The sequence below is a fragment of the Pseudomonas sp. 18175 genome, from assembly GCF_050432925.1.
Taxonomy (GTDB): domain Bacteria; phylum Pseudomonadota; class Gammaproteobacteria; order Pseudomonadales; family Pseudomonadaceae; genus Aquipseudomonas.
The window spans coordinates 189,679-213,458 of sequence record NZ_JBKFTO010000002.1; the positions used below are offsets into that span (position 1 = coordinate 189,679).

15 protein-coding genes are annotated in these 23,780 nt (G+C 58.6%); 8 read left to right on the forward strand and 7 right to left on the reverse strand.

Annotated features, from left to right (window positions below):
- Positions 1-28: 28 nt before the first annotated feature.
- The gene (locus tag ACLD1Y_RS03880) at positions 29-253 is read right to left on the reverse strand and encodes a YgdI/YgdR family lipoprotein (protein ID WP_135310905.1); all 225 of its coding nucleotides are present in this window, start codon (positions 251-253) and stop codon (positions 29-31) included.
- Between the two features lie 187 nt (positions 254-440).
- Here ACLD1Y_RS03880 and ACLD1Y_RS03885 point away from each other — a divergent pair, with 187 nt between their 5' ends.
- Both ACLD1Y_RS03885 and ACLD1Y_RS03890 read left to right on the forward strand, forming a co-directional pair.
- Positions 441-2,090 (forward strand): VRR-NUC domain-containing protein, encoded by a 1,650-nt coding sequence (locus tag ACLD1Y_RS03885; RefSeq protein ID WP_429475630.1) that lies wholly within the window; start codon positions 441-443, stop codon positions 2,088-2,090.
- Complete coding sequence (locus tag ACLD1Y_RS03890; protein WP_429475632.1) at positions 2,087-4,342, forward strand: ATP-dependent DNA helicase; 2,256 nt, start codon at positions 2,087-2,089, stop codon at positions 4,340-4,342. Before ACLD1Y_RS03885 ends, ACLD1Y_RS03890 begins: the two co-directional genes overlap by 4 nt.
- On the opposite strand, the gene ACLD1Y_RS03895 is transcribed toward ACLD1Y_RS03890, so the two are convergent.
- Positions 4,335-5,909 carry a hypothetical protein gene (locus tag ACLD1Y_RS03895; protein ID WP_429475633.1) on the reverse strand — a complete coding sequence of 525 codons (1,575 nt, stop codon included), beginning with the start codon at positions 5,907-5,909 and terminating at the stop codon, positions 4,335-4,337. The two genes, ACLD1Y_RS03890 and ACLD1Y_RS03895, sit on opposite strands and share 8 nt — an antisense overlap.
- Before the next feature lie 239 nt (positions 5,910-6,148).
- On the opposite strand from ACLD1Y_RS03895, the gene ACLD1Y_RS03900 reads away from it, so the two are divergent.
- A complete protein-coding gene (locus ACLD1Y_RS03900; protein WP_429475635.1) occupies positions 6,149-10,279 on the forward strand; it encodes a hypothetical protein in 4,131 nt (1,376 codons plus the stop codon).
- Positions 10,280-10,401: 122 nt separating this feature from the next.
- A complete protein-coding gene (locus ACLD1Y_RS03905; protein WP_429475636.1) occupies positions 10,402-11,349 on the forward strand; it encodes an alpha/beta fold hydrolase in 948 nt (315 codons plus the stop codon).
- Here ACLD1Y_RS03905 and ACLD1Y_RS03910 read toward each other — a convergent pair.
- Together ACLD1Y_RS03910 and ACLD1Y_RS03915 are read right to left on the reverse strand one after the other, a co-directional pair.
- Positions 11,306-12,772 (reverse strand): sensor histidine kinase, encoded by a 1,467-nt coding sequence (locus ACLD1Y_RS03910; RefSeq protein WP_429475638.1) that lies wholly within the window; start codon positions 12,770-12,772, stop codon positions 11,306-11,308. The genes ACLD1Y_RS03905 and ACLD1Y_RS03910 overlap by 44 nt on opposite strands.
- Positions 12,769-13,479 carry a response regulator transcription factor gene (locus ACLD1Y_RS03915; RefSeq protein ID WP_429475640.1) on the reverse strand — a complete coding sequence of 237 codons (711 nt, stop codon included), beginning with the start codon at positions 13,477-13,479 and terminating at the stop codon, positions 12,769-12,771. The genes ACLD1Y_RS03910 and ACLD1Y_RS03915 overlap by 4 nt, the downstream gene beginning before the upstream one ends.
- 185 nt (positions 13,480-13,664) lie before the next feature.
- Between ACLD1Y_RS03915 and ACLD1Y_RS03920 the strand changes: the two genes are divergently transcribed.
- Entirely contained in the window at positions 13,665-15,365 is a 1,701-nt protein-coding gene (locus tag ACLD1Y_RS03920) for a cytochrome c biogenesis protein DipZ (protein ID WP_429475642.1), read from the forward strand.
- A 144-nt stretch (positions 15,366-15,509) separates the two neighbouring features.
- Positions 15,510-16,202: a peptide-methionine (S)-S-oxide reductase MsrA gene (gene msrA, locus ACLD1Y_RS03925; protein ID WP_429475644.1), complete on the forward strand. Its 693-nt coding sequence runs from the start codon at positions 15,510-15,512 to the stop codon at positions 16,200-16,202.
- A gap of 123 nt (positions 16,203-16,325) precedes the next feature.
- Here the strand turns inward: msrA and ACLD1Y_RS03930 are convergent, their stop codons facing one another.
- Together ACLD1Y_RS03930 and ACLD1Y_RS03935 are read right to left on the reverse strand one after the other, a co-directional pair.
- Positions 16,326-17,276, reverse strand: coding sequence for an alpha-E domain-containing protein (locus tag ACLD1Y_RS03930; protein WP_429475646.1), 951 nt, complete (start codon positions 17,274-17,276; stop codon positions 16,326-16,328).
- A 2-nt stretch (positions 17,277-17,278) separates the two neighbouring features.
- Positions 17,279-18,688 (reverse strand): circularly permuted type 2 ATP-grasp protein, encoded by a 1,410-nt coding sequence (locus ACLD1Y_RS03935; protein ID WP_429475648.1) that lies wholly within the window; start codon positions 18,686-18,688, stop codon positions 17,279-17,281.
- Positions 18,689-19,148: 460 nt separating this feature from the next.
- Here ACLD1Y_RS03935 and ACLD1Y_RS03940 point away from each other — a divergent pair, with 460 nt between their 5' ends.
- A complete protein-coding gene (locus tag ACLD1Y_RS03940) occupies positions 19,149-19,694 on the forward strand; it encodes a hypothetical protein (RefSeq protein ID WP_429475650.1) in 546 nt (181 codons plus the stop codon).
- A 10-nt stretch (positions 19,695-19,704) separates the two neighbouring features.
- Positions 19,705-19,848, forward strand: coding sequence for a hypothetical protein (locus ACLD1Y_RS03945; protein ID WP_429475652.1), 144 nt, complete (start codon positions 19,705-19,707; stop codon positions 19,846-19,848).
- On the opposite strand, the gene ACLD1Y_RS03950 is transcribed toward ACLD1Y_RS03945, so the two are convergent.
- Positions 19,836-23,762, reverse strand: a complete 3,927-nt coding sequence (locus tag ACLD1Y_RS03950) for a hypothetical protein (protein WP_429475654.1) — start codon at positions 23,760-23,762, stop codon at positions 19,836-19,838. The genes ACLD1Y_RS03945 and ACLD1Y_RS03950 overlap by 13 nt on opposite strands.
- Between the last annotated feature and the right edge of the window lie 18 nt (positions 23,763-23,780).

Here is a 23,780-nt window from a genome sequence, read left to right on the forward strand (position 1 = left end):
TCGGTCTGTGTTCGGCATAGAGCCGCTATCACTTTTCCTTGATGACGGTCGCCACATCGGCGGCCTTTACGCGTACGCGCTTGCCGGCGATGTCGGTGAATTCGTAGAAGCCGTCAGCGCTGTCGGTCTTGGGCAGATCCTTGGTTAAGTACTGTGTGCCGTTTTGCAGTGTCACCACGGTTTGCGTTGCGCAACCGCTCAAAACCAGAAAAGTGAGTGCAACCAGTGGCAGACCCAAATTCTTCATGTTCATTACCTATACCTTTGACCTTGAAAAAACCCGCGCCAGGGCTGCGGGGTCACAAATTTTACGCCATCGACTTCCCCATCTGATCACTTTTATACAAAAAGTTGCGTGCGCCATTTATCTATTACCGATTGCAACAACGGCTGGCTGGCGGCAATCTGTATGCATAACCAGTATTTGATCACCGTGCGCCATGGCCAACCCTCTCGACGACCCGCTCTATTACCTGCATAACTTCCGCCAGGTCCTGCATTGGCTGGGGCAACGCTATGTCGATTTGCTTGATGCAGACGAAGCCCATTTCATTCAGCAATTTGACAGCTTGCCGCAACCTTCCCAGGCGTTGTTGGTGCGCATGGTGATGCGTAAAGGTGTGCACTTTCGTGCGGGCAAGCTCAATTATCTGGAGATCGGCTGTACTCGTGCCGCCGCAGGGCCGCTGTTGGAATTGGGCTGGGTGCTGGACCAATCCCCGCTGGCGTTTGCAGAACTGTTCGGTTTGCTGCAAAAGGCGGAGGTTTTCAGCGCGTTCAAGCCCTGGATCGAGCAGCCCAAGGGCAACAAAGCCGACTGGTTTGAAGGCTTGGCGGCGCAATTTACCGAAACGCGCAGCTTCTCTGGTTGGTGTCCTGACCTCGCCGATACGCTCTACAGCCTAAACGTGATGGAGCTGTGTGACCGCCTGCGGCTGATGTTTTTCGGCAACTTGCATCAGGATTGGTCCGAATTTGTACTGGCCGATCTGGGCATCTACACCTACGAAAAAGTCGAGTTCTGCGCCGAGTCCCGTGGCTTGCGCAGCCGTGATGACGTGCGCGGCTTTTTATTCCTGCACCAGTGCCAGCAGGCCTTTGAAACCGGCGAAGCATTGGAGTCCGTGCTGGCCGATATCGCCACATTCAGCACCGATAATCCGTGGTTGGAAAAGCGCCGCGCCAAGCTGTTGTTCCAGGTCGGGCAATATTGCGAGCGCATGGCCGAATTGGACTTGGCGCAACAGATCTACCGTACCTGCGCATACCCCGGCGCACGTTCACGGCTGATCCGCGTACTGGAACGCCAAGAGGATTTCGCCCAGGCCATGAGGTTGGCGAGCGAGGCGCAACAAGCGCCGCAAAGTGCCGCCGAGCAGCAGCACCTGTTGCGTGTCCTGCCGCGACTGCGGCGAAAGCTCGGCGAGCCGGCGTTGCCCACGGTCAAGCCCCGACCCGTCACGCGCTTAGACCTGGACCTGGCACTGCCAGACCCGTTGATGTCGGTGGAATACTGCGTACAGGCGCACCTGAACGAGCCAGACGGGCCAGTGCATTACGTGGAAAACGGCCTGATCAACTCGCTGTTCGGCCTGCTGTGCTGGGAGGTGATCTTTGCGCCGTTGCCTGGCTCGTTTTTCCACCCGTTCCAGCGTGGCCCGGCGGACTTGCACAGCGAAGATTTCCATCAGCGACGCGCCGCGCAATTCGCCGCGTGCTTCGAACAACTGCAGGATGACCGCTACAAGGCCACCATCCGCCAACGCTACGCCGATAAATGGGGCATCCAATCCCCCTTCGTCTTCTGGAACCTGCTCAGTGCAGACCTGCTGGACCAGGCCTTGGAATGCCTGCCCGCCGAACACCTGCGCTACTGGTTTGAACGCTTGCTGCTGGATATCCGCGCCAACCGCGCCGGCATGCCGGACCTGATCCAGTTCTGGCCGGCGCAAAAGACCTACCGCATGATCGAAGTGAAGGGCCCCGGCGACCGCTTGCAAGACAACCAACTGCGCTGGCTGGAGTTCTGCGGCGAGTACCAGATGCCGGTCACCGTCTGCTACGTGCGCTGGGCGGAGCAACCGGCTTGAGCTACAGCGTGGCCGTGCGGGCGATGTGTGAGTTTACGGCCAAGGTCGGCGACCTCGACCTGCGCTTTACCCCGTCACCCAGTGCCCAGGAAGGCATCGTCGGCCATCGCACCGTGGCCTCTCGCCGCAACGCGCATTACCAGAACGAAGTGGCGCTGGAGGGCGAATACCAACAGCTCACGGTACGGGGCAGGGCAGACGGCTACGACCCGGACGCCAATCGCCTCGAAGAGGTCAAAACCTACCGCGGCGACCTTGACGCCCAACCCGCCAATCATCGGCTGCTGCATTGGGCGCAAGTGAAAGTGTATGGTTGGTTGATGTGCCAGAAACTTGGGCTGACCGAGATCAACCTTGCGCTGGTGTACTTCGATATCGTCGGCGAAGGCGAGACCCTGTTGAGCCAAGCCTTCCAGGCCGCCGAGCTGGAAGAGTTCTTCAACCAACAATGCGCGCTGTTTCTCGACTGGGCCCGCCTGGAGATGCAACACCGTGAAGCGCGCAATGCGGCGGCGCAAAGCCTGGGGTTTCCCCATGCTGATTTTCGCGCCGGGCAACGCACCCTTGCCGAGACGGTGTACAAGGCGGTCAGCACCGGCCGCTGCCTGATGGCCCAGGCCCCCACCGGCATTGGCAAGACCATCGGCACGATCTTCCCGCTGCTTAAGGCCCTGGCGCCGCAGCAACTGGACAAGGTGTTCTTCCTCACCGCCAAGACCCCTGGCCGCAAACTCGCCCTGGATGCCGCCCAAGTGCTGTACGCGAATAACCAGGACCTGTCGTTGCGGGTACTGGAACTGGTAGCCCGGGACAAAGCCTGCGAACACTTGGACAAAGCCTGCCATGGCGAGTCCTGCCCCTTGGCCAAGGGCTTCTACGACCGTTTGCCCGCAGCCCGCAGCGCGGCCTCCAAGGTACGCCTGCTGGACCAGCGCAACCTGCGGGAAGTCGCCCTGGCCCATGACGTGTGCCCGTATTACCTGAGTCAGGAAATGGCGCGCTGGGCCGACCTGGTGGTCGCCGACTACAACTATTACTTCGACTTTGGCGCCATGCTCTTCGGCCTGGCCCAGCTTAACCAATGGCGAGTCGCCGTGCTGGTGGACGAAGCCCACAACCTGGTGGAACGCGCCCGTTCGATGTACAGCGCGAGCCTCGACCAGTACAGCCTTAAGACCCTGCGCGATACCGCGCCAGAAGCCTTGAAGAAACCCTTGCAGCGCCTGAACCGCGAATGGAATTCGCTGCACAAAGACCAAATCGCGCCGTATCAGGCGTACGCCACAAGGCCGGAAAAACTACTGCAAGCCCTGAGCCTGTGCACCAGCGCCATGGGCGATTATTTCAACGACCACCCCGAAGCGTTGAGCGGTGACCTGCAAACCTTCTACTTCGATGCGCTGCAATGGGCCAAAGTCGCCGAACTGTTCAATGAACAGTTCATCTTCGATATCAGCAAGCGCCAGTTCAATGGCAAACGCAGCAGCTCGACCCTGTGCCTGCGCAACGTGGTGCCCGCAGAATTCATCCGCCCACGCTTGACCGCTGCTCGCAGTAGCGTGTTGTTTTCCGCAACGTTAAGCCCACGGCACTATTACGCCGACCTTCTGGGGTTGCCGGCGGACACGGCGTGGATCGATGTGGAGTCGCCATTCAAGGCCGAACAGTTGCACGTGCGTATTGTCGATGAAATCTCCACGCGTTTTGCCCATCGCAGCGCTTCACTTGAACCCATCGTCAAGTTGATCGCCGACCAGTTCGCCAACCAGCCGGGCAACTACCTGGCGTTTTTTTCAAGCTTTGATTACCTGCAACAGGTGGCGCAGTTGCTCGCCGAACAATACCCGCACATTCCGCTGTGGCAGCAATCACGCGGCATGGCCGAGGCCGAGCGGCAGGCGTTTCTTGATCAGTTCACCCAGCACAGCCAGGGCGTGGGGTTTGCTGTTTTGGGCGGGGCGTTTGGCGAGGGTATCGACTTGCCGGGCAGTCGCTTGATCGGCGCGTTTATCGCCACATTGGGGCTGCCACAACTGAACCCGGTCAATGAGCAGATGAAACTGCGCATGGGCGCCATTTTTGGCGCGGGGTACGACTACACCTATCTGTACCCCGGTATTCAAAAGGTCGTGCAGGCGGCGGGGAGGGTGATCCGCAGCCAGCACGATCGTGGGGTGGTCATGTTGATTGATGACCGGTTTGGGGAGCCGCGAGTGCGGCAGTTGTTGCCCGCGTGGTGGGCGCTCAAATGATGGTTATCACACGCCGCAACGATTCGTTGAGGTCGACGGCGCGAGCCTTGGTGAAACCGGTGTCGATCACATAGTACAGCTCCGGGCGGTAGCCCTTGAACATCTGCAATTGCGCCCGAGTGATCACGCGCCTCACAGGCGCACCATCAGGAATGGAGAGGCCAACGGGCTGTGTGTCAATGTGTACGATGACGTCGTTAAGTGCCCTGACGTAACGCAGGATCAGCGAGATCTTATCGGCAGCATGGCGCCAAGCGTAGTAGGGGATAGATGCAATCACATGCTCAGGGTCATCCCCGATAACGTCACTGGGGTAACCCTCGATAGAAGGATCCGCCAGTCGAACAATGCTGCCCTTGACCTGGGCGGTGGTCTTTTTGGAGTAGATCTCGAAGGGCGCAGCGCCCCTTCTCAAGACGAAGCTGGTATCTATGCGCCCTTCAGCCGCCGCCCGTACGTCCAGGTAGTCGAAAAACGCCGAAACTGGCCTGCCGGCTGTGGTGATGGGGACATACTTGTGCACGACCTTAATCCCACCTTTGGGGGGGTAGAATCGGCATGTCACATCGTAGATGTCATTGCGTAAGCCGATGTTTGATGGGGTGAACATTTGCAATTCCAGCGGTTTTTCATCCACCACCTCCAGATCGATATAGCCTGACGGGCCAGCGTTGACGGGGATGGGCCCGTCGGGCTTGGATGTGTCGAGCGTCACTGATACGAAGATGCCTGCGGACCCCGGTGTAGAAACGTTGCCCACCAGGTCGATGATTTCGAGCCACACTTCATTGCGTTTACCGTCGCCACCATCGACGATGTCTTGGTAGGTCACGGGGATGACTGTTGGATTGATGGCGCCCGCCACCGGCTGAGTAATGATTACGTGCCCCCAATGGAGAATGATCTTATCTAATGGATGGACGTTCTTGTAGGGCTGTACCGTGACTTTAACGGTATGGGCATTGCCTGGCACGATCACTGTTTCGGAGACGCTGAAGTCAATGCCTGAGTGCCCCGGCTTGACTTGGTCGTCGTCGTCACCGGCGGGCAGTTCGGTTCTTACAAAGACTTCCAGCACATACGATAGGTCGTCACCACTACCATCCCCGTAGCTAACAGCGTAGACCAATGCGTGGGGCCCATCGGGGAGGTTCTTCTGTTCGGTGCTGAAAAAGTAGAAATTGTGGGCTTCTTCCCCAGCCACCAGTTTCTTGACCGCGAGCGGCTCGATAGTTGTGGGGGTGATCAACTTTCCGACGGTGATCACATCACCCACCTTGGCTTTCCAGTTCTTGTCGACCCGGAACGTCAGGCCCGATTCAAATAGCCAGGCGGGAATGCCGCCGTCGTAGCCATCGACATTTTCAGTCATACCGGGAATGGACAGACGATCAAGATTTTTTGGGTTTTTCTTGAGCTTTAGCTTCAACAAGTTCTTCGCCGTGGCCGGCTTTTTGGGCGCGCTGACAGGTTTGGGCTTTGCGGGCGTTTTTGGCGCAGCCTTTGCCTTGCTCGTAGTGGGTTTTGCCGCCGCCTTGGTTGCGGCCGGGGGCTTTTGGGCTGCCATGGTGACCTCCTGACTGATGCCGCTGCACGTGAGTCCCAGTGACCACGCGCCCTGGTCACATCAAACACCCCAAACACGGCGCCGGCTACTGTCAGAACTAACAGGTACTGCGCATAAACGGCAGTCAAACCCCGCCAGGAGAACCGTTCGTCGCCACCTGTTAATTCTGACAGTAGCCAATCGATACAAGCCGATGCTTGATAGACCCAACGCCATAACACCGCATAAGGGGACGCATCATGGCCAAGAAAAAAACGCCGAAAGCGGCTCTGCTGCAACCCATTTTTATCCCCGATTTAGAGCCTAAATTCGACGGAGATGCGGAGGGGGCCGATGGGGGCATTGGCCTGCGTAATATCGAGAGCCCGTTGGTTGTCTATCTCATCAACCCCAAAGATGGTGTTAATGCTGGCAGTGTTGCCAGGCTCTATTGGACGAATAGAAATTCTGCGGTGGCCTCTACCCAGATTCGCGAAGAAGACGTAGATCAAGCACTGATTCCCCTGACAGTACGAGAAGACTATGTGAGGGAATTTTGGGCCAACCCGGTGTACGGCAAGTTGACACGCGCTGGTGGCAATGAGTCTTTTACCCAGGAAATCAAGGTGCGTGTGCGCACGAACCGACCCGGCGGCGAAACGGGGCCGCAGCCGGGTGGTCATACGGGGTTGCTGTACGTAATACCGCCAGAGGTCATACTCAATGGTGTCACCGAAGCCATGGCGCAAGCGGGCATCAAGGTCACCATTCGCTATTGGGAATACATGCGCCCTTATGACTTGATTCGGTTGGTATGGGGCTCCCAGACGGTTGAGCGCCGTGTTCAGCCCGGGGAGGAAGGGCGGGATGTTGTTGTCAACGTTGACTATGCGACGATCAAGGCGGCTGGCAACAACCCCCTGACCCGCGTCGCTTATCAGGTTCGCGACGCGGGGGGCAACCTCCCGGCAGAAGGGGCGCGCTGGTCGGTTTCAATCTGGATTGATGTGCATCTCAGCGAGGTACGCCCAGGGGCGCCCTGGTTGAAATTCCCTGACACACACCCAAATCGTATCGATTTGTCCGAGCTGGGCGGTTGGGACGTGGAGATTCAAACATGGGTCTTCAGTAGCGAGTCCGATGCGTATTCCCATATTGCGCTGATATGGGACGGCAAAGACAGTGAGGGCATCTCTGTTCCGCATACGGCCATCCAGCCATTGGATCGCCAGGGGCTTTATACATTTACCGTCGACAATGCCCTGGTCGCCGCCCTCGCCGACGGAACCGCCAGCGTACATATGCTGTACCAGCGCGCAGGCGGTGAGCAGCCCTCGCAAAAACTCTACCTGGATATTTTCGGGCAAATCATCAGATGGCCCGCGCCGAGAATCCGCGAAGATCTGGGCGGTCACATTGACCCTTCGTTCAATGCCACTGTTTACTTCCCGCTGCAAGAGAGCTGGCCGGGCGATGCCCTTATTGAGGTTGTTATACGGGTCAGCAGACCGGATGTGAGCATTGAATTTCGGATGGGGCGTGAGGTCGATGACGTCCCACCTACGCCAGCCGGGGAACTGCAGTTCACGGCGCCCGCAGCTGAAGTCAAACGGTTTGAGGGCTATGTGGCCGATGTGTATTACGCGTTGACCCGCAAAGGCAGCAACAAACCTCAAGAATCCCTGCGCCTGCAAATCGTGGTAGGCGTGCTTGTGCGCACAATGCCCGTACCCATTGTCGAGAAGGCGATTACGAACCAGCTGAACCCCGATGACATCACCGATTTCGCCAAAGTCTTTTCGACCTTTACCGAGACGTTGCGCAGCGACTGGATCAGAATGTTCTGGATCGGCCCTCGCGCTCGAACCGAGGTGGCGGTGCAGGTGGCCGTCGATGGCACCACGACCCAACACGATATCGCCAAGTCCTATTTGTTGAACAATCTGAATGAAACGGTGACGGTGTTCTACTCGCTGACACGTGGGTCGGAGCCGCCGCGTTATTCGCAAATCACCGACGTGTTGATCAGTCGCAAACTGGACGAATTGCCTGCACCGACGTTGTTGGACGCGGATGTGACCGGTCAAAACACCGCCGACCTTGAGCCGTTGAAGGTGCAAACGGGCACCAAACTGGTGGTGGAATACGTCGGTATGCACAATGACGACTCTATAAAAGTGCACATGGTCGGTGCCAATAACGGTGGCTCTCCAGACATCCCAGCCAAGAACGGTAACCAGGTGGTGCAAATGGTGGAGTTCGACATTACTGCCGCCGCCATCGCCGCCAACATCCGCAATCAACCTTCCATCGTCAAGTTTCATTATGTAGTGACCCGTGCAGGTACGCCGAAGACCTCGGCGACATTGACGGTAACGGTAAAACCGATACCAGTGGCAGAGTTGGCGAAGACTGTTATCAAACTCAATGAAGCCAATGCCACAACTAAAGTGCTGGACCTGAGTGCGTTTTCCGGTAACGCAACGGCGCATGTAGGCATCTGGCCGTTTATGTTCAACACCCGGCCCGTTTGGTTGAGGTTTCTGGGCATAACGGCCGATAACGTCGTTCATAATGAACTGTTGTTCAACGGCGCGGGCAGTGCCGCAGTCAACCCAAACTGGATAGCGACTGGAAGCATCGAATACAGGCTTTTACGTACCTACCTGGAGGGGCTGGGCCGTGATACCGAGTTGACGGTCGAGTTCAAGGCAGCACTTAGTGCCAGCAAACTTGAGGCTGATGCGGTTGCGTTTCCGTTGGTCAAGTACAGGGTAAACAGTATGCAGTTGCCTGCCGAATTCCCTGTGCCGAAGCTGACCCAGGCAACGGTGACAGGTACAACTACTGCGACCCTGGCGCCATTGAACGCACAAAACGGGGGGACGGTCTCGGTCCAGTTCACTCCGATGTACACCACCGACAGCATCAAGGTCACGATGGTCGGCACGGCGGGAGCGGGATCACCGGTCATCGCTGCCAAACATGGGTTGACCGGTGGGGTGGTCACTTTTGATATTCCCAGGGCAGGGATTGCCGCCAACGTTGGCAATGCCAACAAGACGTTCACGCTTAAATATGAGGTAACCCGTGAAGGTGTAACTCGTCCATCGGCGACGTTGACGGTGACGGTGACGCCGATTCCGCAGGCAGAGCTGCTAAAAACCGTCATGCAGATTCTTCAGGCCAACCAGAGCACTAAGGTATTGGACCTGAGCGCAGTAACGGCGGGGGCCACGACTCGTGTCGGTGTCTGGCCATTTATCACCTCCGCTTTTCCGGTATGGCTCAAGCTGACCGGGCAGAAAAATGATGGAACCCAAATTACACCTATCGTGGTTTGGAATGGAGCCAGCGGGGCAGCAGTGAACCAAGGTTGGATTAATGCCGGGTTCTTGGATGCAGCTATTGCGTATAACAGCCTGAAAGATTTGGGCCATGGTAAGAAACTGGCCATGGAGCTCAAGGCCGCGATGAGTACCAGCAAAGTGGAGGCGGACGCGATTGTCTTTCCTTTGGTGAACTACACCATCGCGGATACACGCCCTCCCAGTTTGTCGATTGCGCCCACGGTCAACGAGGCCGACCCCTATAACAATGCATTGAGCCTACTTAAACCTATCAGTGGAGTGACCGTTGTTGTACCGCACTATGCGGGAATGTGGGTGGGGGACGATATTACTTTAGTCTGGAGCGGTGGCAGCGCGGGATCGCAGGGGAAAAAGGTTACAAGTTTGGGGGCGCAGTCGATTTCAGTCCCTCAATCGGTGATAACCCAAAGCATCGGGAAAACATTGAATTTTTCCTATAACGTAAAACGCCAGGGTGGCACCGTCGCATCGCCGGCGTCTCCAACGTTGTCGATTGCCGTTCAAGATCCGGTGCTAACCGGCACAGTAAAGTTTACTTCTGGCACAACTAGCTATTATAAAGTAACACCCACCTCAACCCATGTTTCGGTCCCTTCAAGTACGCCAAATAATAGGGTAGTTGCCCAAACCAACCAATTGGCGGCGAGCGCTGAAACTAGAGGAACAGGAACCAATTGGAATATGGGTAACGTTAACTTAATTGGACCCCAGCCCAGTACGACGTCGGATATTTTTCCAACAAATGTAAAAGGGATAGGTATGCGATTTGTTAGGTTCACCATCCCTACGAACGTGTCTGATTACTTTAATGGTGGAGGCTTAGGCCCTACCACGAATGGAGAAGCATCCAATGGCGTTGATCCGCTGCAGCGCAGAATGCATGTAGAGTTCATAAAGGTTGGGCCTGTTACCTCTGGCACTATCGCCGCGGGGTACATAATGCAGCGCGTGGCCGGCAGCAATAGACTTCATTTTCTGGGTGTTCAACTGATGAGTGCGATTACCTTTACAGCGACCTGAGCAGGGAGAAAAACGTTTCGACCAGACAACCCTGATGAACAGGCATTCCGTAAAACTATGGAGGTGGTTCGAGCACAATCAATCCATCATGCTGAACACAGAGGCCTAAATCAGGAGCCATGATGGATGTGATTCGACAACTGCGCCTTATGGTCAACGGCATTTCCCTAAGCGTGCACATCGCTGGCCCCGAGGCCGGCCCACCCATTTGGCTACTACACGGCTTCCCCGAATGCTGGCATTCCTGGCGCGAGCAAATCCCGGCATTGGTCCAGGCCGGTTATCGGGTATTTGCCCCTGAAATGCGCGGTTATGGCCGTTCCAGCTCACCGCCAAACGTGGCCGATTACGACCTGCTGACGCTTTGTGCAGACATCCAGGCCGCCATGGACCTGCTGGGCCATCACCGAGTCACTATGGTTGGGCATGACTGGGGCGCGGTGGTGGCCTGGCACCTCGCACTGTTGGAGCCCGAGCGCGTCAGCGCATTGGTCACGATGTCGGTGCCGTTCGCCGGAAGGGCACGCCGACCGGTGATCGAGATCATGCGCGAGCTGTACGCCGACCGCTTCAACTACATCCTGTACTTCCAGGCACCTGGGGTTGCCGAGCAGGAATTGAATGCCGATATTGAGCGAACGCTTAGGCTGTTCATGCAGGATCAGGATGTGTTCCTACAGCACAAGCCTGCCAGCGCAACGTTGCTTGAAGGTGTCGCTACACCAGGTCCATTGCCCGGCTGGTGCAGCCAGCAGGATTTGGACGTTTACGTGCAAACCTTCGCCGAGCACGGTTTTCGCGGGCCGTTGAACTGGTATCGCAACTTCGAACGCAATTGGCAACGCACCGAGTTCCTTGCTGGCAAGCAGGTGCTGCAACCCACGTTGTTCCTGATTGGCGACCGCGACCCGGTGGGCGTGTTTGAAGCCCACACCCTCAAGCGCATGCCCGACGCGGTTCCCAACCTGGAGCAGCATGTATTGTCCAACTGCGGTCACTGGATCCAGAACGAGCAAGGCGCACAGGTCAACGCACTGTTGCTCGACTTTCTAGCGAGAACGCAAACGTAGCCCCGCGCCCTGGGCGATCAACCCACTCAATACTGCGCCCGTGCAATTGCAGGATTCGATGCACGATACGCAAGCCCAGCCCACCGTCGCGCCGTGCACCGCCGATGGTGAAGGCGCGCAGGAACAAGCCTTCACGCAGCTCGGCATCGATGCCTGGGCCGCTGTCGCTCACGGTGACGGTGACGCCATCCGCACCCGGCGAAAGGATCACTTCGATCGCCCCACACACCGGCGTATGCCGCAAAGCATTGTCCAGCAGGTTGGTCAGCACGCGCTCGATCAACCCCAAATCTGCAAACACCGTTGGCACCTGCGGTGGCAGGGTGGCGATGAGAGAGATAGCGCGCGCTTCGGCGGTCAATTCGAACTTCTGGAAGATGTCCTGCACCAAGTCCGGTAACGAAAACCCTTCGATCACCGGCTGCACAAAGCCGTGTTCCAGCCGCACCAATTCCAGCAGCGACTGCGCCAACCCGCCGACCTTGCGACTCTGGTCCAGGGCGATGCCCAGGTAGCGGTGCCGTTCTTCAGGGCTCAGGCTGGCATCCTTGAGCGACAGGGTTTCCAGATAACCATGCAACGACGCCAATGGCGTGCGCAGGTCATGGGAAATATTGGCCACCATTTCCCGGCGCTCCTGGTCCTGATGGGTGATAGCGCGCCATTGTTCGCCCAGGCGGTTTTCCATCTGCACGAACGCGTGGTCGAGCACGGCGATTTCGTCGCTACTTTCAAGTTTGGGCATGATCGCTTGGGCAGGTTTGGGCGCGCCGTTGATGTCGAACTGGCCCACCTTGTCGGTGAGCTGGCGCAGCGGCCGGGTGATCCAGGCAAAAGCAATAAGGCCCGCCAGCAGGCAGAGCAGGGCGACCAAACCGATGGACCATAGAGCGATTTTCAGCGCCATGCCGGTGGCGTCCTTGGCGTCATAGGCATCATGGGCTTCACCCAACAACACCACATACAGGAAGCCGGTTTGCTGGCCGCCAGCCTTGAGCGGCGCGGCGCTAAACACCTTGCGGCCATCGACGCTGCGCGGATCATCGCCGAGGATCGGCAGCATGGCACCGCTGAGGAAGCGGCGGATCGGTGCGAGGTCAACCTGCTCGCGCAGCAGATGGCCTTTGGGCGCGGCGTTGCCGACCACGCGGCCGTCGATGTCGAGCAAGTACACCTCGACACTGGGGTTCACCAGCATCAACTGGCCGAACAGGTTGCGCACTGCCTCAGGCTTGAGGCCATCGGCGTCCATCAACTGCGTGTCGCGGGCAATATGCGCCGCCAGGTCGCGGGACAGGCCTTGCACCACCTCCAACTCGTGCATGCGGTTGGAGCGTACTTGCAGCCACGCCGAGGTGCCGCTGCAAATCACCAGCAGCACGGCAAACACCACCGACAGGCGTTGGGTGAGGGTCAGTTTCATGGCGAACGCTCGGCAAACTTGTAGCCACGACCCCACACCGTAAGGATGCGTGCCGGGTTGGCCGGGTCGGTCTCGACTTTGGCACGCAGGCGGTTGATATGGGTATTCACCGTGTGTTCGTAGCCTTCATGGCTATAGCCCCACACCGCGTTGAGCAAGTCTATGCGCGAGAACACCTTGCCCGGCTGGCGGGCGAAGAAGTACAGCAGGTCGAATTCACGCGGGGTGAGGTCCAGGCGTTGGCCTCGCAGCGTGACGTCGCGGGTCAGCGGGTTGATGAACAGTTGGCCGAGGTCGAGGCTACCGGCGTCCATTTTCAGGTTGCGCGCCATGGCGTCCACCCGGCGCAGCAGCGCTTTGACCCGTGCCACCAGTTCGGGCATCGAGAAGGGTTTGGCCAGGTAATCGTCGGCACCCAGCTCCAGGCCGAGGATACGGTGCATCTCGCTGGAACGGGCGCTGGTAATGATGATGGGCGTGTAGCGTGCCATGGCGCGGGCGTGGCGGCAGATCTCCAGGCCGTCGACGCCGGGCAGCATCAGGTCGAGGATCAGTGCGTCCCAACCACCTTGTTCCAGCAGGCGCAGGCCTTCGCTACCGTCGGCGCTGTGCACCACCTCGAAGTGCTCGTCGCGCAGGTGCAGACAGATCAAGTCGGCGATATGGGCGTCGTCCTCGACCACCAGGACACGTTTGGGCTGATCCATGTAAGGGAAACCTTCGCTTGTAGTTCGCGCATTGTGCGGGTTTTGCAAGCTTGTAGTTATCACGAATTGTTTAACTCTGCGTGAGGATTCTGCGACCGGCTAGGGTTCAGGATGGCGCTATTGCTGTGGTTGTGGTGAGCGGCAGCTTAAGCCGATGTCTTTTCATTTGTATAAGGTTCGACCCTATGTGGCTTCTGGTTCTCGCGTATCTGGGCGGCGTGCTGACAATCGTCAGCCCGTGCATCCTGCCGGTTCTGCCTTTTGTCTTCGCTCGCACCGGGCAGCCGTTTTTGCGCAGTGGCTTGCCGCTGTTGGCGGGGATGGCGGTGACGTTCGCCCTGGTGGCCACGCTGGCCGCGGTGGGCGGCGGTTGGGTGGTGCAAGTCAATCAATACGGGCGTTGGCTCGCGTTGCTGTGCGTTGCGCTGTTCGGCTTAACGCTGTTATTCCCGCAGCTGTCGGAACGCCTGACGCGCCCGTTGGTAGCCGCCGGCAGTCGCCTGTCGGAGGCGGCAGGGGCCGATGCCAGGCCGCGTCCGGGCGCTTCGTTTCTCATCGGTGTGGCCACCGGTTTGCTGTGGGCACCTTGCGCCGGGCCCATCCTGGGGCTGGTGCTCACCGGCGCCGCGCTGCAGGGCGCCAGTATCGGCACTACCTTGCTGTTGCTGGCCTACGCCGCTGGGGCGGCGACTTCCCTGGCGTTGGCGCTGCTGGTCGGCGGTAAAGTCTTTGGCCTGATGAAAAAATCCCTCGGCGCCGGTGAGTGGCTGCGCCGTGGCCTGGGTGCATTGATGCTGGCCGGTGTGGCGGCGATTGCCCTGGGCCTGGACACCGGCGTGTTGTCACGGCTGTCGACGGCCTCGACCGGTGGCCTGGAGCAAAGCCTGGTGGATCGCCTGAGCGCCAAGCCCAAACAGCAGGGCGGGGCGATGATGATGGCGGCCAACCACAGCGACACATTGCCCATCGAAGGCGCGCTGCCCGCACTGGACGGTGCCGTGCAATGGCTCAACAGCCCGCCGCTGACGGCCGAAGCCCTCAAGGGCAAGGTGGTACTGGTGGATTTCTGGACCTACTCCTGCATCAACTGCCTGCGCACGCTGCCTTACGTCAAGGCCTGGGCCGAGAAGTACCACGACCAGGGCCTGGTGGTGATTGGCGTGCACGCCCCGGAATTTGCCTTTGAGCGCGACGTGAACAACGTCACCCAGGCCATGAAGGATTTGGGCATCACCTACCCGGTGGCCATCGACAATAACTACAAGGTCTGGCGCGCGTTCAACAACCAATACTGGCCGGCCCATTACTTTGCCGATGCCAAGGGCCAGATTCGTTATCACCACTTTGGCGAGGGTGATTACGCCGAGTCGGAGCGGGTGATCCAGCAATTGCTGCGTGAAGCCGGTGGAAAAAATGTCGCAGGCGGCTTGATTGAAGCGGATGCCAAGGGCGTGCAGCAAGCGCCAGACATGAACGAAGTACAGTCGCCGGAGACCTACCTGGGCTTCCAGCGGGCTGAGAATTTCGTCAAATCCGGCCCACTGGCCTTGAACAACTGGACCCTGGAAGGCCAATGGAATGTGGGCGGCCAGCAAGTCACCCTCGACCAAGCGGGCGGTCGCATCGTTTACCGCTTCCATGCCCGCGACCTGCACCTGGTGCTGGGGCCGGGTGCCGATGGCAAGCCGGTGCGGTTCAAAGTGACGATTGACGGCCAGGCGCCAGGGGACTCTCACGGTACCGATGTAGCGCCGGATGGCAGTGGCACGGTGACTGAACAGCGTTTGTATCAGTTGGTGCGCCAGCCAGGCGCCGTGCAGGACCGGACGTTCAGCATCGAATTCCTTGACCCCAACGTGGCGGCCTACGCCTTCACCTTTGGCTAACCCAACTCTGAATTGATAACCCCATCAATGTGGGAGCGGGCTTGCTCGCGAATGCGGTGCACCAGCCAGCACATCAGGTGACTGACACACCGCATTCGAGAGCAAGCCCGCTCCCACAGTTGACCGTGTTCTGGAGTGATATCGATGAAACTACTCAAAATATTACCCGTGCTTGCGTTGGCCGCGTTCATTGGCCAGGCTCAGGCGTTTTCTTTTGGCACCTCCGATGATGCTGTAGCCATCGCACCACCCGCTTTGGACCTGCCAGCCTCGTCCAACCTGCAAATCGCCGTATTCGCCGGCGGCTGCTTCTGGGGCGTCCAAGGTGTGTTCCAACACGTGCAGGGCGTGAAAAACGCCGTCTCCGGCTACGACGGCGGCGCGGCCAGCACGGCCCAGTACGAGTCCGTCAGTGCAGGCGATACCGGCCACGCCGAGTCAGTGTCCGTCACCTACGACCCCAGCAAAGTCAGCTACGGCAAGCTCTTGCAGATCTACTTTTCGGTGGCCCACAACCCCACCGAACTCAACCGCCAAGGCCCGGACACCGGCACCCAGTACCGCTCGGCGATCTTTGCGCAGAACGCCGAGCAGCAAAAAGTCGCCCAGGCTTACATTGCCCAACTGGACGCGGCCAAGTCGTTCGATAAACCCATCGTCACCCAGATCGAAATGGGCAAGTCGTTTTACCCGGCAGAGTCTTACCATCAGGACTTCCTGACCGAGAACCCGTCTTACCCGTACATCGTGATCAATGACTTGCCCAAAGTGGCGCAGTTGAAAAAGCTGTTCCCCGATCAATACCGCGCCGAGCCAGTGCTGGTAAAAAACCAATAGACACCGCGAACCAATGTGGGAGCGGGCTTGCTCGCGAAGACGGAGTGTCAGTCGACTCATGTTTGGCTGAGACACCGCTTTCGCGAGCAAGCCCGCTCCCACATTTTTAGTCCTCAGTGTGGCTTAGACCACTTCCAGGTAGGAGCTGTGTATCGCCCGCGCCAACTCGCGCACGCTGTCGATAAAGTCCGTGAGACGACTGTGCAAGCCATCCTCAAGAATCTCGTCGATCCCGGTATACCGCAGCCGCGCCTCAAACTCGGCGGCCAGGCGCTGTGCTGCCCGCCCATAACTGCCTGGCAAGTCGGCCAGGATATGGCTTAACTCCTCGATACACGCGTGCAACGAGCGCGGCACGTCACTGCGCAACAACAGCAGTTCGGAAACGGAGCGCGCGTTCAAGGCGTTGGGGTACAGCTCGGTATACGCCTCGAACGATGACAAGGCACGGAGCAGGGCGCTCCACTGGTAATAACCGCGTGCCGACAAATCGCTGACTTCTTCCGATTCTTCGCCAAACATCTCGTAGCGCGCATCCAGCAGGCGCAGCGTGTTATCGGCGCGCTCGACAAAGGTGCCCAGGCGGATAAACCGGTAGGCGTCATTGCGCATGATGGTGCCGGAGGTTGCGCCCCGGAACAGGTGCGAACGCTGTTTGACCCAGTCACAGAAGTGGCTGATGCCATGGCGCGCCAGGCCGCCGGCGGCGATGCTGCGCATTTCCAGCCAGGTGGCATTAAGGTTCTCCCACATGTCGGCGGTGATGCGCCCACGCACGGCATGGGCGTTGCCCCGGGCGGCGCGCAGGCAGTTGTAGATGCTGGCGGGGTTTTCTTCGTCGAGGGCGAAGAAGTGCAGCATGCGTTCGGCGTCCAGTTGCTTGTGACGCTCCAGGTAACTGTCCAGGGTGCCGCTGCTGAGCAGCGACATCGCCAGTTCATCCAGGCCATCGCTGCGCCCGGCCTGAGGCATCAGCGACAGCGAATAGCTGACTTCAAGCATGCGCGCCAGGTTCTCGGCGCGCTCAAGATAACGGGACATCCAGTACAGATCTGCGGCGGTTCTACTCAACATACTCAGCCCTCCACCACCCAGGTGTCCTTGGTTCCGCCGCCTTGCGACGAATTGACGATCAACGAGCCCTCCTTCAACGCCACGCGGGTCAAGCCGCCAGGCACCAGGCGGGTTTCCTTGCCGGAGAGCACAAAGGGCCGCAGGTCGATATGCCGGGGTGCGATGCCGTTTTCGACAAAGGTGGGGCAGGTGGACAGGCTCAGCGTGGGCTGGGCGATATACGCATGGGGGCGAGCCTTGATGCGTTGGCGAAAGTCCTCGATCTCGGCGGCCGTTGAAGCCGGGCCCACCAGCATGCCGTAGCCGCCGGAGCCCTGGGTTTCCTTGACTACCAGCTCCGGCAGGTGCGCCAGTACGTGGGACAGCTCATCGGGCTTGCGGCACTGAAAGGTCGGTACGTTTTGCAGCACCGGCTCTTCGTCCAAGTAGAAACGGATCATTTCCGGCACATAGGGGTAGATCGACTTGTCGTCGGCCACGCCGGTGCCGATGGCGTTGGCCAGCACCACATTGCCCGCGCAGTACGCCGCCACCAGGCCCGGCACGCCGAGCATCGACTCCGGGTTGAAGGCCTTGGGGTCGAGGAAGGCATCGTCGATACGCCGGTAAATCACGTCCACCGGTTTTGGCCCGTCGGTGGTGCGCATGAACACCTTGAGGTCGTGCACGAACAGGTCGGCGCCCTCCACCAGTTCCACGCCCATTTCCCGAGCCAGGAACGCGTGCTCGAAGAAGGCGCTGTTGAAGCGGCCTGGGGTCAGCACCACCACATTGGGGTTGTCCAGGCGGCTGGCGCTTTTGAGGGTCTTGAGCAGCAGGTTGGGGTAGTGATCCACCGGCGCGATACGCTGCTTGGCAAACACCTCGGGGAACAGGCGCATCATCATCTTGCGGTCTTCGAGCATGTAGCTCACGCCGCTGGGGGTGCGCAGGTTGTCTTCCAGCACGTAATAGGTGCCATCGCCGTCACGTACCAGGTCCACCCCGGAAATATGCGAGTAGATATCGCGGTGCAGGTCCAGGCCGATCATGGCCTTCTGATAACCCTCGTTGCCCAGCACTTGGTCGGCGGGAATGATCCCGGCCTTGATGATGCGCTGGTCGTGGTAGATGTCGGCGAGAAACATGTTCAGCGCATTCACGCGCTGGATACAGCCGCGTTCGATCACGCTCCATTCGCTGGCGGGGATGCTTCTGGGGATGATGTCGAAGGGGATCAGGCGCTCGGTGTCCTGCTCGTCACCATAGAGGGTGAAGGTGATCCCGGCGCGGTGGAACAGTAAATCGGCTTCGCGGCGACGCTGGGCCAGCAGTTCAGGCGGCGTATTGGCCAGCCAGCGGGAAAAGTCCTGATAGTGCGCACGGCATACGCCGTTTGCGTCATTCATTTCGTCAAAGAAAGATCGAGCCATTCCAGTACCTTGTCAGTGCCGAGGGATGCTTGGGTGGCACTGCCGTTTCAAAAAACGCATTTTTATGAGCCCCTGGCTTGGGGTGCCAATGGGCCTGGTCCTTACTTTCTTATGGGATCGGCGCTGGGTCGGGGGGTAACGAATGCTCCTGTGTGCGGGCAGTGGTGAATGGATAAAGCAATGCCTGTGCCGAAACCGAGGGTTGTGTTGATTTCCCTTTGTTGAAAAAGCTGCTTTGGTGAGCAAGCTGTTGTGGTGAGCGAGCTTGCTCGCGCTGGGCTGCGCAGCGGCCCCAAAAAGCTTGGGAGCGCTGCGCACTCCAGCGCGAGCAAGCTCGCTCACCACAACAGCTCGCTCACAACAAGGGGCAGGCGGTGATCCAGAATGGTGCATAAACTAACTTGAACTTCACGCAAAGCCGATTCTTCTAACCAGACTCGACCTTGTGTGGAGCACTACCGTGCCCAGAATCATCTCGCCCCAAACCCCCGAGGCGGCCCTGACCGACCACAGCGAACACAATGCCAAGATTTTTGGCTCGCCCAAGGACCGCCTGGACTTCTATCGCCGCGAGATCCAGTACGAAACCACCATCCTGGCCAACCGCACCGATGCCTATCTCACGGCGCAGTCGTTCCTGGTGATCGCCTTTGTGTCCGGCATGGGCAACCTCAACCCGGAGTGGGGCAAGTTGTTCACCCTGGTGGTCCCCGTATTCCTGGTGCTGTTGGGCATCCTCAGCTCCCTGAATGCCTGGCCAGGTATCCGCGCGGCGTACGAAATCATCGATCACTGGCACTACAAGCAAAGCGAGCTACTGCGCAGCGAGCCAGTGATGGGCCTGGCCTACGACGATTCCCCGTTGTTCTGCGAGACCGAGTCGTCCCACAAGGGCTATCGCAAGTCGCTGCTATTCTCAATGCGTGCGCCTTGGCTGTTTATGGTGTTCTGGCTGTTGCTGGGGGCGTATGCGTTTTATATCCAGGTGGATAACCCAGGTTCCTGAGGAGGCTGTCATGTCAGATGCAACGCAGGAGGAGCAAGAAGAAGAACTCAACGACCCCGGCAATGAAGACCCAGGGTCGTTGATGGATGAAGTGCTGGTGCCGCTTATCGAGGGTGTCCCGTCCTCAATCGAGTCGCCCCCTCAAGAGAAGTGACGCGGCAGGTAGTTGATGGTGTGAACTTCAGTCGATGGCGGCCCGTTCAATGACGTGGTGTCGATTATGATTTGTTTGCCATGGGCCTTGTCCACTTCATGGGGGGCGTTGTTTTTTACGCGTTCGCGGATGTGCAGGTCGGTCTTTAGCGTGAGCTCTTGTTGCGTGAGTGACGGAAATTGCTGACCGAATACTTTTTCGACTTCATTACGATGGATCGCCAGCGGTGTAGCGCCATAGTTCATTGTTACAGGCCCCTCAAAGGCCTTGACGGGGCGGTCAATGAGCTTTTGAAACTCATGAGCGAAGGATGTGCTGATACCGTCCGCGCCATAACAAACTAGCAAACGTACATTGTCATAGTGCGTAGGATTCACACCTTTACTTTTCAAGAGTGCCACCAGGCCCGCAGCGTCATACGCAACCCCCTCAACCACCACTTGGGTCCCGTAGAACAGGTGTTTATTGCGCGGTTCCGGCATTGCGCCATGTGCGGAAATATTCAAGCGTTTGGTGTTTTTATAGGTGTCTTCAAACGTGTGCATTTCGCTGCCGATGAACGTCAAGTTCTCCATGGGGCCGCCCATGCGCACCACATTATCTTGCGAGAGCCCGGCATCGAGCAGGCTGTTCTCGGCCTTGCCGGACACCAGCTTGGATTGTTCGGCAGCGAACCCTTCCAATGGTTTTCCATAGGCCTGCTTTTTGTGCGGGTCGTAGGCATACCATTTGTTTGTTGCCTCATCGAACTTGGCCAAGGCTTTCCCGTCATTGGCACTTTGTGCGGTCTTGAACGTGCCCTGTGCGATGTCAGGACGTTTGATCACGTCGATCAGGTCAACACTGCGCGCCGCACCGCGCAGGTGGTTGATACCTTTGTGGGCGGCGGAGACCGTCTTGCGCGCCCCGGTCCATAGGCCACGGGCCAGGTCATCCAGGCCACTGGCAGGGTTGAGGCTGCCAATGGCGGCGCGCCCGACGATCTTTGCCACCTGGGCGACCTTGCCCACTGCGTTGGCGCCCACCATCACGGCCTTGCCAGCCTTGGCCGCAGTACCCAGGCCCACCACGAAGCCGAAGATGTCCAACGCCAAATCAGAAAGCCCTTCGCCCAGATTGCCCTTTTGAAAGTTGACGATCGCCGAACGAAGCGGGATCAGATTCAGACCGATCTCTGCGGCAACTTTGTGCGCTGGGACTTCGCTATCAAAGGTGGTCACGCCTTTGCCCGATTGTTTGACCGCCGGCAGGTCCAGGTCTTTGACGATTGCTTCGGCGATGTAGGCCGTGCGTTCGCTGCTGAAGCTGTTGGGAATACCCACGGTGCTACGCGCATCGTTCAAGCCCGGCGCGTAGGTTCCTGGGGGGGTGATGATTTCGAAGGCTTTGTAAGGGTGGCGGCCTTCCAGGGTTCGCTCGCCTGTGGGGAAGTCTCCCAGGTCGCGCCGCTTGGTGATTTCCCCTTTCAAACGATCGATTTGGTAAGTGTGAACCTGGCCGTTGCGCTCGCTTTTTACCAGTATGGCGCCTTCAACGGCCCGCGAACGCCTGGGCTGCCCGGTGTTTTGGGGGGACAGGTCCATTTCCTTGGTCACGGTAATTTTGCCGTACTCCAGATTCTGGCGGTCCTCCAACGGCAATGTTGAGATCAAGTGTTTGATCTGGGCACGGGTGATTTTTTCGACATCGGCGGCAAAGTTCGAAAACTCAGTGTCGTATGCCTCGGATAGGCGGGGCAGGGTCTTTAGGGCATTGAGTACCTGATTGATATCCACATCGCTTGCCGAAGATACCCACGCACCGTTTGATTGGGGGCTTTTGGGGAGTGTGGCAATGCCAAAGGTGGCCGCCCCGAGGAGTGTGCGGCCTAAATCCCCCAGGTTGTCGTTGGGGCCAGGGGGCGCAGACAGGGCGGGCCGCCCGTCCATGTGCAGATCGAGCACCGAGTAAGGCCCTGGGAAATGTCGGTTGGAGGGCTGCAGTTTGATGCACTTTTTCTCGAACAGCTTGGGGTCAACGTCTGGTAGGGCGGTTTTCAGTTGTTCAAGCGCCATCTCTCTGGCATTCGGGATTGCACCCAACGATGTCAGTGCAGCGTCCTTGAGGACCGTTATTTGCGCATCAAAGGCTTTACGCACCGCATTCATCTCATCCTCAGTCGAAGGCAGCCCCATTCCGTTGGCCACCGCCCATTGCCTGAGCGCGTTGCCCTGGGCTTGGTACTCAATTTGACGCTCTTGTGGCGTAACAGGGGCAATGCTTGCCTGGCGCATGACCTGCTCGTAACTCATTTGCGCGGTAGCGCCGGGTGCTTTGGCTTCGATACGCTCCACTGCCGTAACAAAGCTGACCCATGCGTGGGACCCCAGTACGATCTTGTCCGGTATCTCCTTGACCAGGAATTCGGGGGCGCGGCTGGCGAGCATCAGGGTGGCATAAGGACCGCTGGTTCTAATGTTGGCATGGCCGCCGGTAACCAATGAAACGCGCAATTCCTCCACGACCCTTGCAGCAGTCTTGCCTGCATTTTCGGCGGACATCAACGCAAACCCTTCGACGTCGGCACGTGGGTCGGCGTTGGCGAGCGCTTCGGTTTTACCCAGCTGCATGGCGGCCAACAACCAGTCATTGGCACTGCCTTTGATCGACTTCGCTTCAAACAGGGCCTGAAGGGCGGATCCCAGCGCCTGTCCCTTTGGCGAACTGACCAGTTTGTCGATCAGACGCAGCGGATTACGTGCCTCAGCGGTGGAAATCGACTGTTTGTCCAGCAAATACGCCAGCACGTTCTTGAACGTGCTCAGGTCGATATCCCCGACCTTGCCTTGAGTGATAACGGTCCTGAGTTCCTGATAGATCGCTGGATCAATGGGTTGAGGCCATCCCATGGCACCGGAGTAGTTACCGTTGAGCGGTGATGGCCTTGGCGCCGTAGTCAGTGCATTGGCGAGGTTGTCCAGTTGTTCGTGGTTCGCGGGTAGGTCCAGGCCGTGGTCATCAAGGTATTGCTTGAGGCTGACGCCATTGTTTTCGTCTGCGCCGGACGGCTGGTAGCTGCTGTCGAGTGGTACAAAGATCTTTTGAGTCAGCAACTGCTGTGCAATGTTGATCGCGCCACCGTTGTCTGCCCTGACGGCCACGGACAAGTGCTTTAGTTCGTTACTGGCCTGATACCGGGTGTCAATATCGGCCAGGACTGTCTGATGGCGATCCAGCATGATTTCGCTACGACTTTCGTGCAGTTTCATATGGCTGTTGATGGGCAACTCGCCAAAGGCCTTATCCTGTAGAAGGGCGGCTGAACGTACGAGGGCCTCGGCGTGGGTACGGGCCGGCGGTTCTTGATAGAAACGCCTTACCACGCCCAGTGGTGCCTCCCTGCTGTGCGGCGACAGGGGCGGTTTGAACTTAGCGGTGGGGTCGTCAGCCACGAGGATTCGCGCGGTCTCCATCAGCGGCCCGCTTATCGCTGCCCAGTCGCTATCTGCCTGAGTCAACGTGTGCAGGCGCCGGTCCGGGTCCAGTTCTGGCTTGAGCCGATACTGGATCTGGCCGGAACCGGGTATCAGTACGATCGACTCCGGCGCCACGCCAACTTTTTCTATCCATTGTTTGACTGGCGGGGATTGAAATGCCCAACCCAATTGGGACCACCACTGACCGAATGTTGAGTAGGACGGCACGGGATAAACCTTGATCGCGTCGTCATGGGCGGTATCACCTTTGATTTGATGTAGCGCAGCGCGATAGGCAGCGGACAGTTCCTTGTCACCGTCGGCGCGTGTTTCGGGGTTAACCGTCACGTTCCATGCAGTCGGCGAGGGCAGGGCAGGTGGCTGGGCTGGCTGCTCGGTGGTGGCGGCCAGCAGCTGGGACATCTTCTGAAGTGGATTTACAGAGCCGTAAGGGGGCATAGATCAGGCACTCCTCGT

What these genes read in the sequence shown, in the direction of transcription:
- ACLD1Y_RS03880 (WP_135310905.1), bottom strand. Translation starts at nt 253, where the DNA reads ATGAACATGAAGAATTTGGGTCTGCCACTGGTTGCACTCACTTTTCTG.
- ACLD1Y_RS03885 (WP_429475630.1), top strand. Translation starts at nt 441, where the DNA reads ATGGCCAACCCTCTCGACGACCCGCTCTATTACCTGCATAACTTCCGC.
- ACLD1Y_RS03895 (WP_429475633.1), bottom strand. Translation starts at nt 5,909, where the DNA reads ATGGCAGCCCAAAAGCCCCCGGCCGCAACCAAGGCGGCGGCAAAACCC.
- ACLD1Y_RS03900 (WP_429475635.1), top strand. Translation starts at nt 6,149, where the DNA reads ATGGCCAAGAAAAAAACGCCGAAAGCGGCTCTGCTGCAACCCATTTTT.
- ACLD1Y_RS03905 (WP_429475636.1), top strand. Translation starts at nt 10,402, where the DNA reads ATGGATGTGATTCGACAACTGCGCCTTATGGTCAACGGCATTTCCCTA.
- ACLD1Y_RS03910 (WP_429475638.1), bottom strand. Translation starts at nt 12,772, where the DNA reads ATGAAACTGACCCTCACCCAACGCCTGTCGGTGGTGTTTGCCGTGCTG.
- ACLD1Y_RS03915 (WP_429475640.1), bottom strand. Translation starts at nt 13,479, where the DNA reads ATGGATCAGCCCAAACGTGTCCTGGTGGTCGAGGACGACGCCCATATC.
- ACLD1Y_RS03920 (WP_429475642.1), top strand. Translation starts at nt 13,665, where the DNA reads ATGTGGCTTCTGGTTCTCGCGTATCTGGGCGGCGTGCTGACAATCGTC.
- msrA (WP_429475644.1), top strand. Translation starts at nt 15,510, where the DNA reads ATGAAACTACTCAAAATATTACCCGTGCTTGCGTTGGCCGCGTTCATT.
- ACLD1Y_RS03930 (WP_429475646.1), bottom strand. Translation starts at nt 17,276, where the DNA reads ATGTTGAGTAGAACCGCCGCAGATCTGTACTGGATGTCCCGTTATCTT.
- ACLD1Y_RS03935 (WP_429475648.1), bottom strand. Translation starts at nt 18,688, where the DNA reads ATGGCTCGATCTTTCTTTGACGAAATGAATGACGCAAACGGCGTATGC.
- ACLD1Y_RS03945 (WP_429475652.1), top strand. Translation starts at nt 19,705, where the DNA reads ATGTCAGATGCAACGCAGGAGGAGCAAGAAGAAGAACTCAACGACCCC.
- ACLD1Y_RS03950 (WP_429475654.1), bottom strand. Translation starts at nt 23,762, where the DNA reads ATGCCCCCTTACGGCTCTGTAAATCCACTTCAGAAGATGTCCCAGCTG.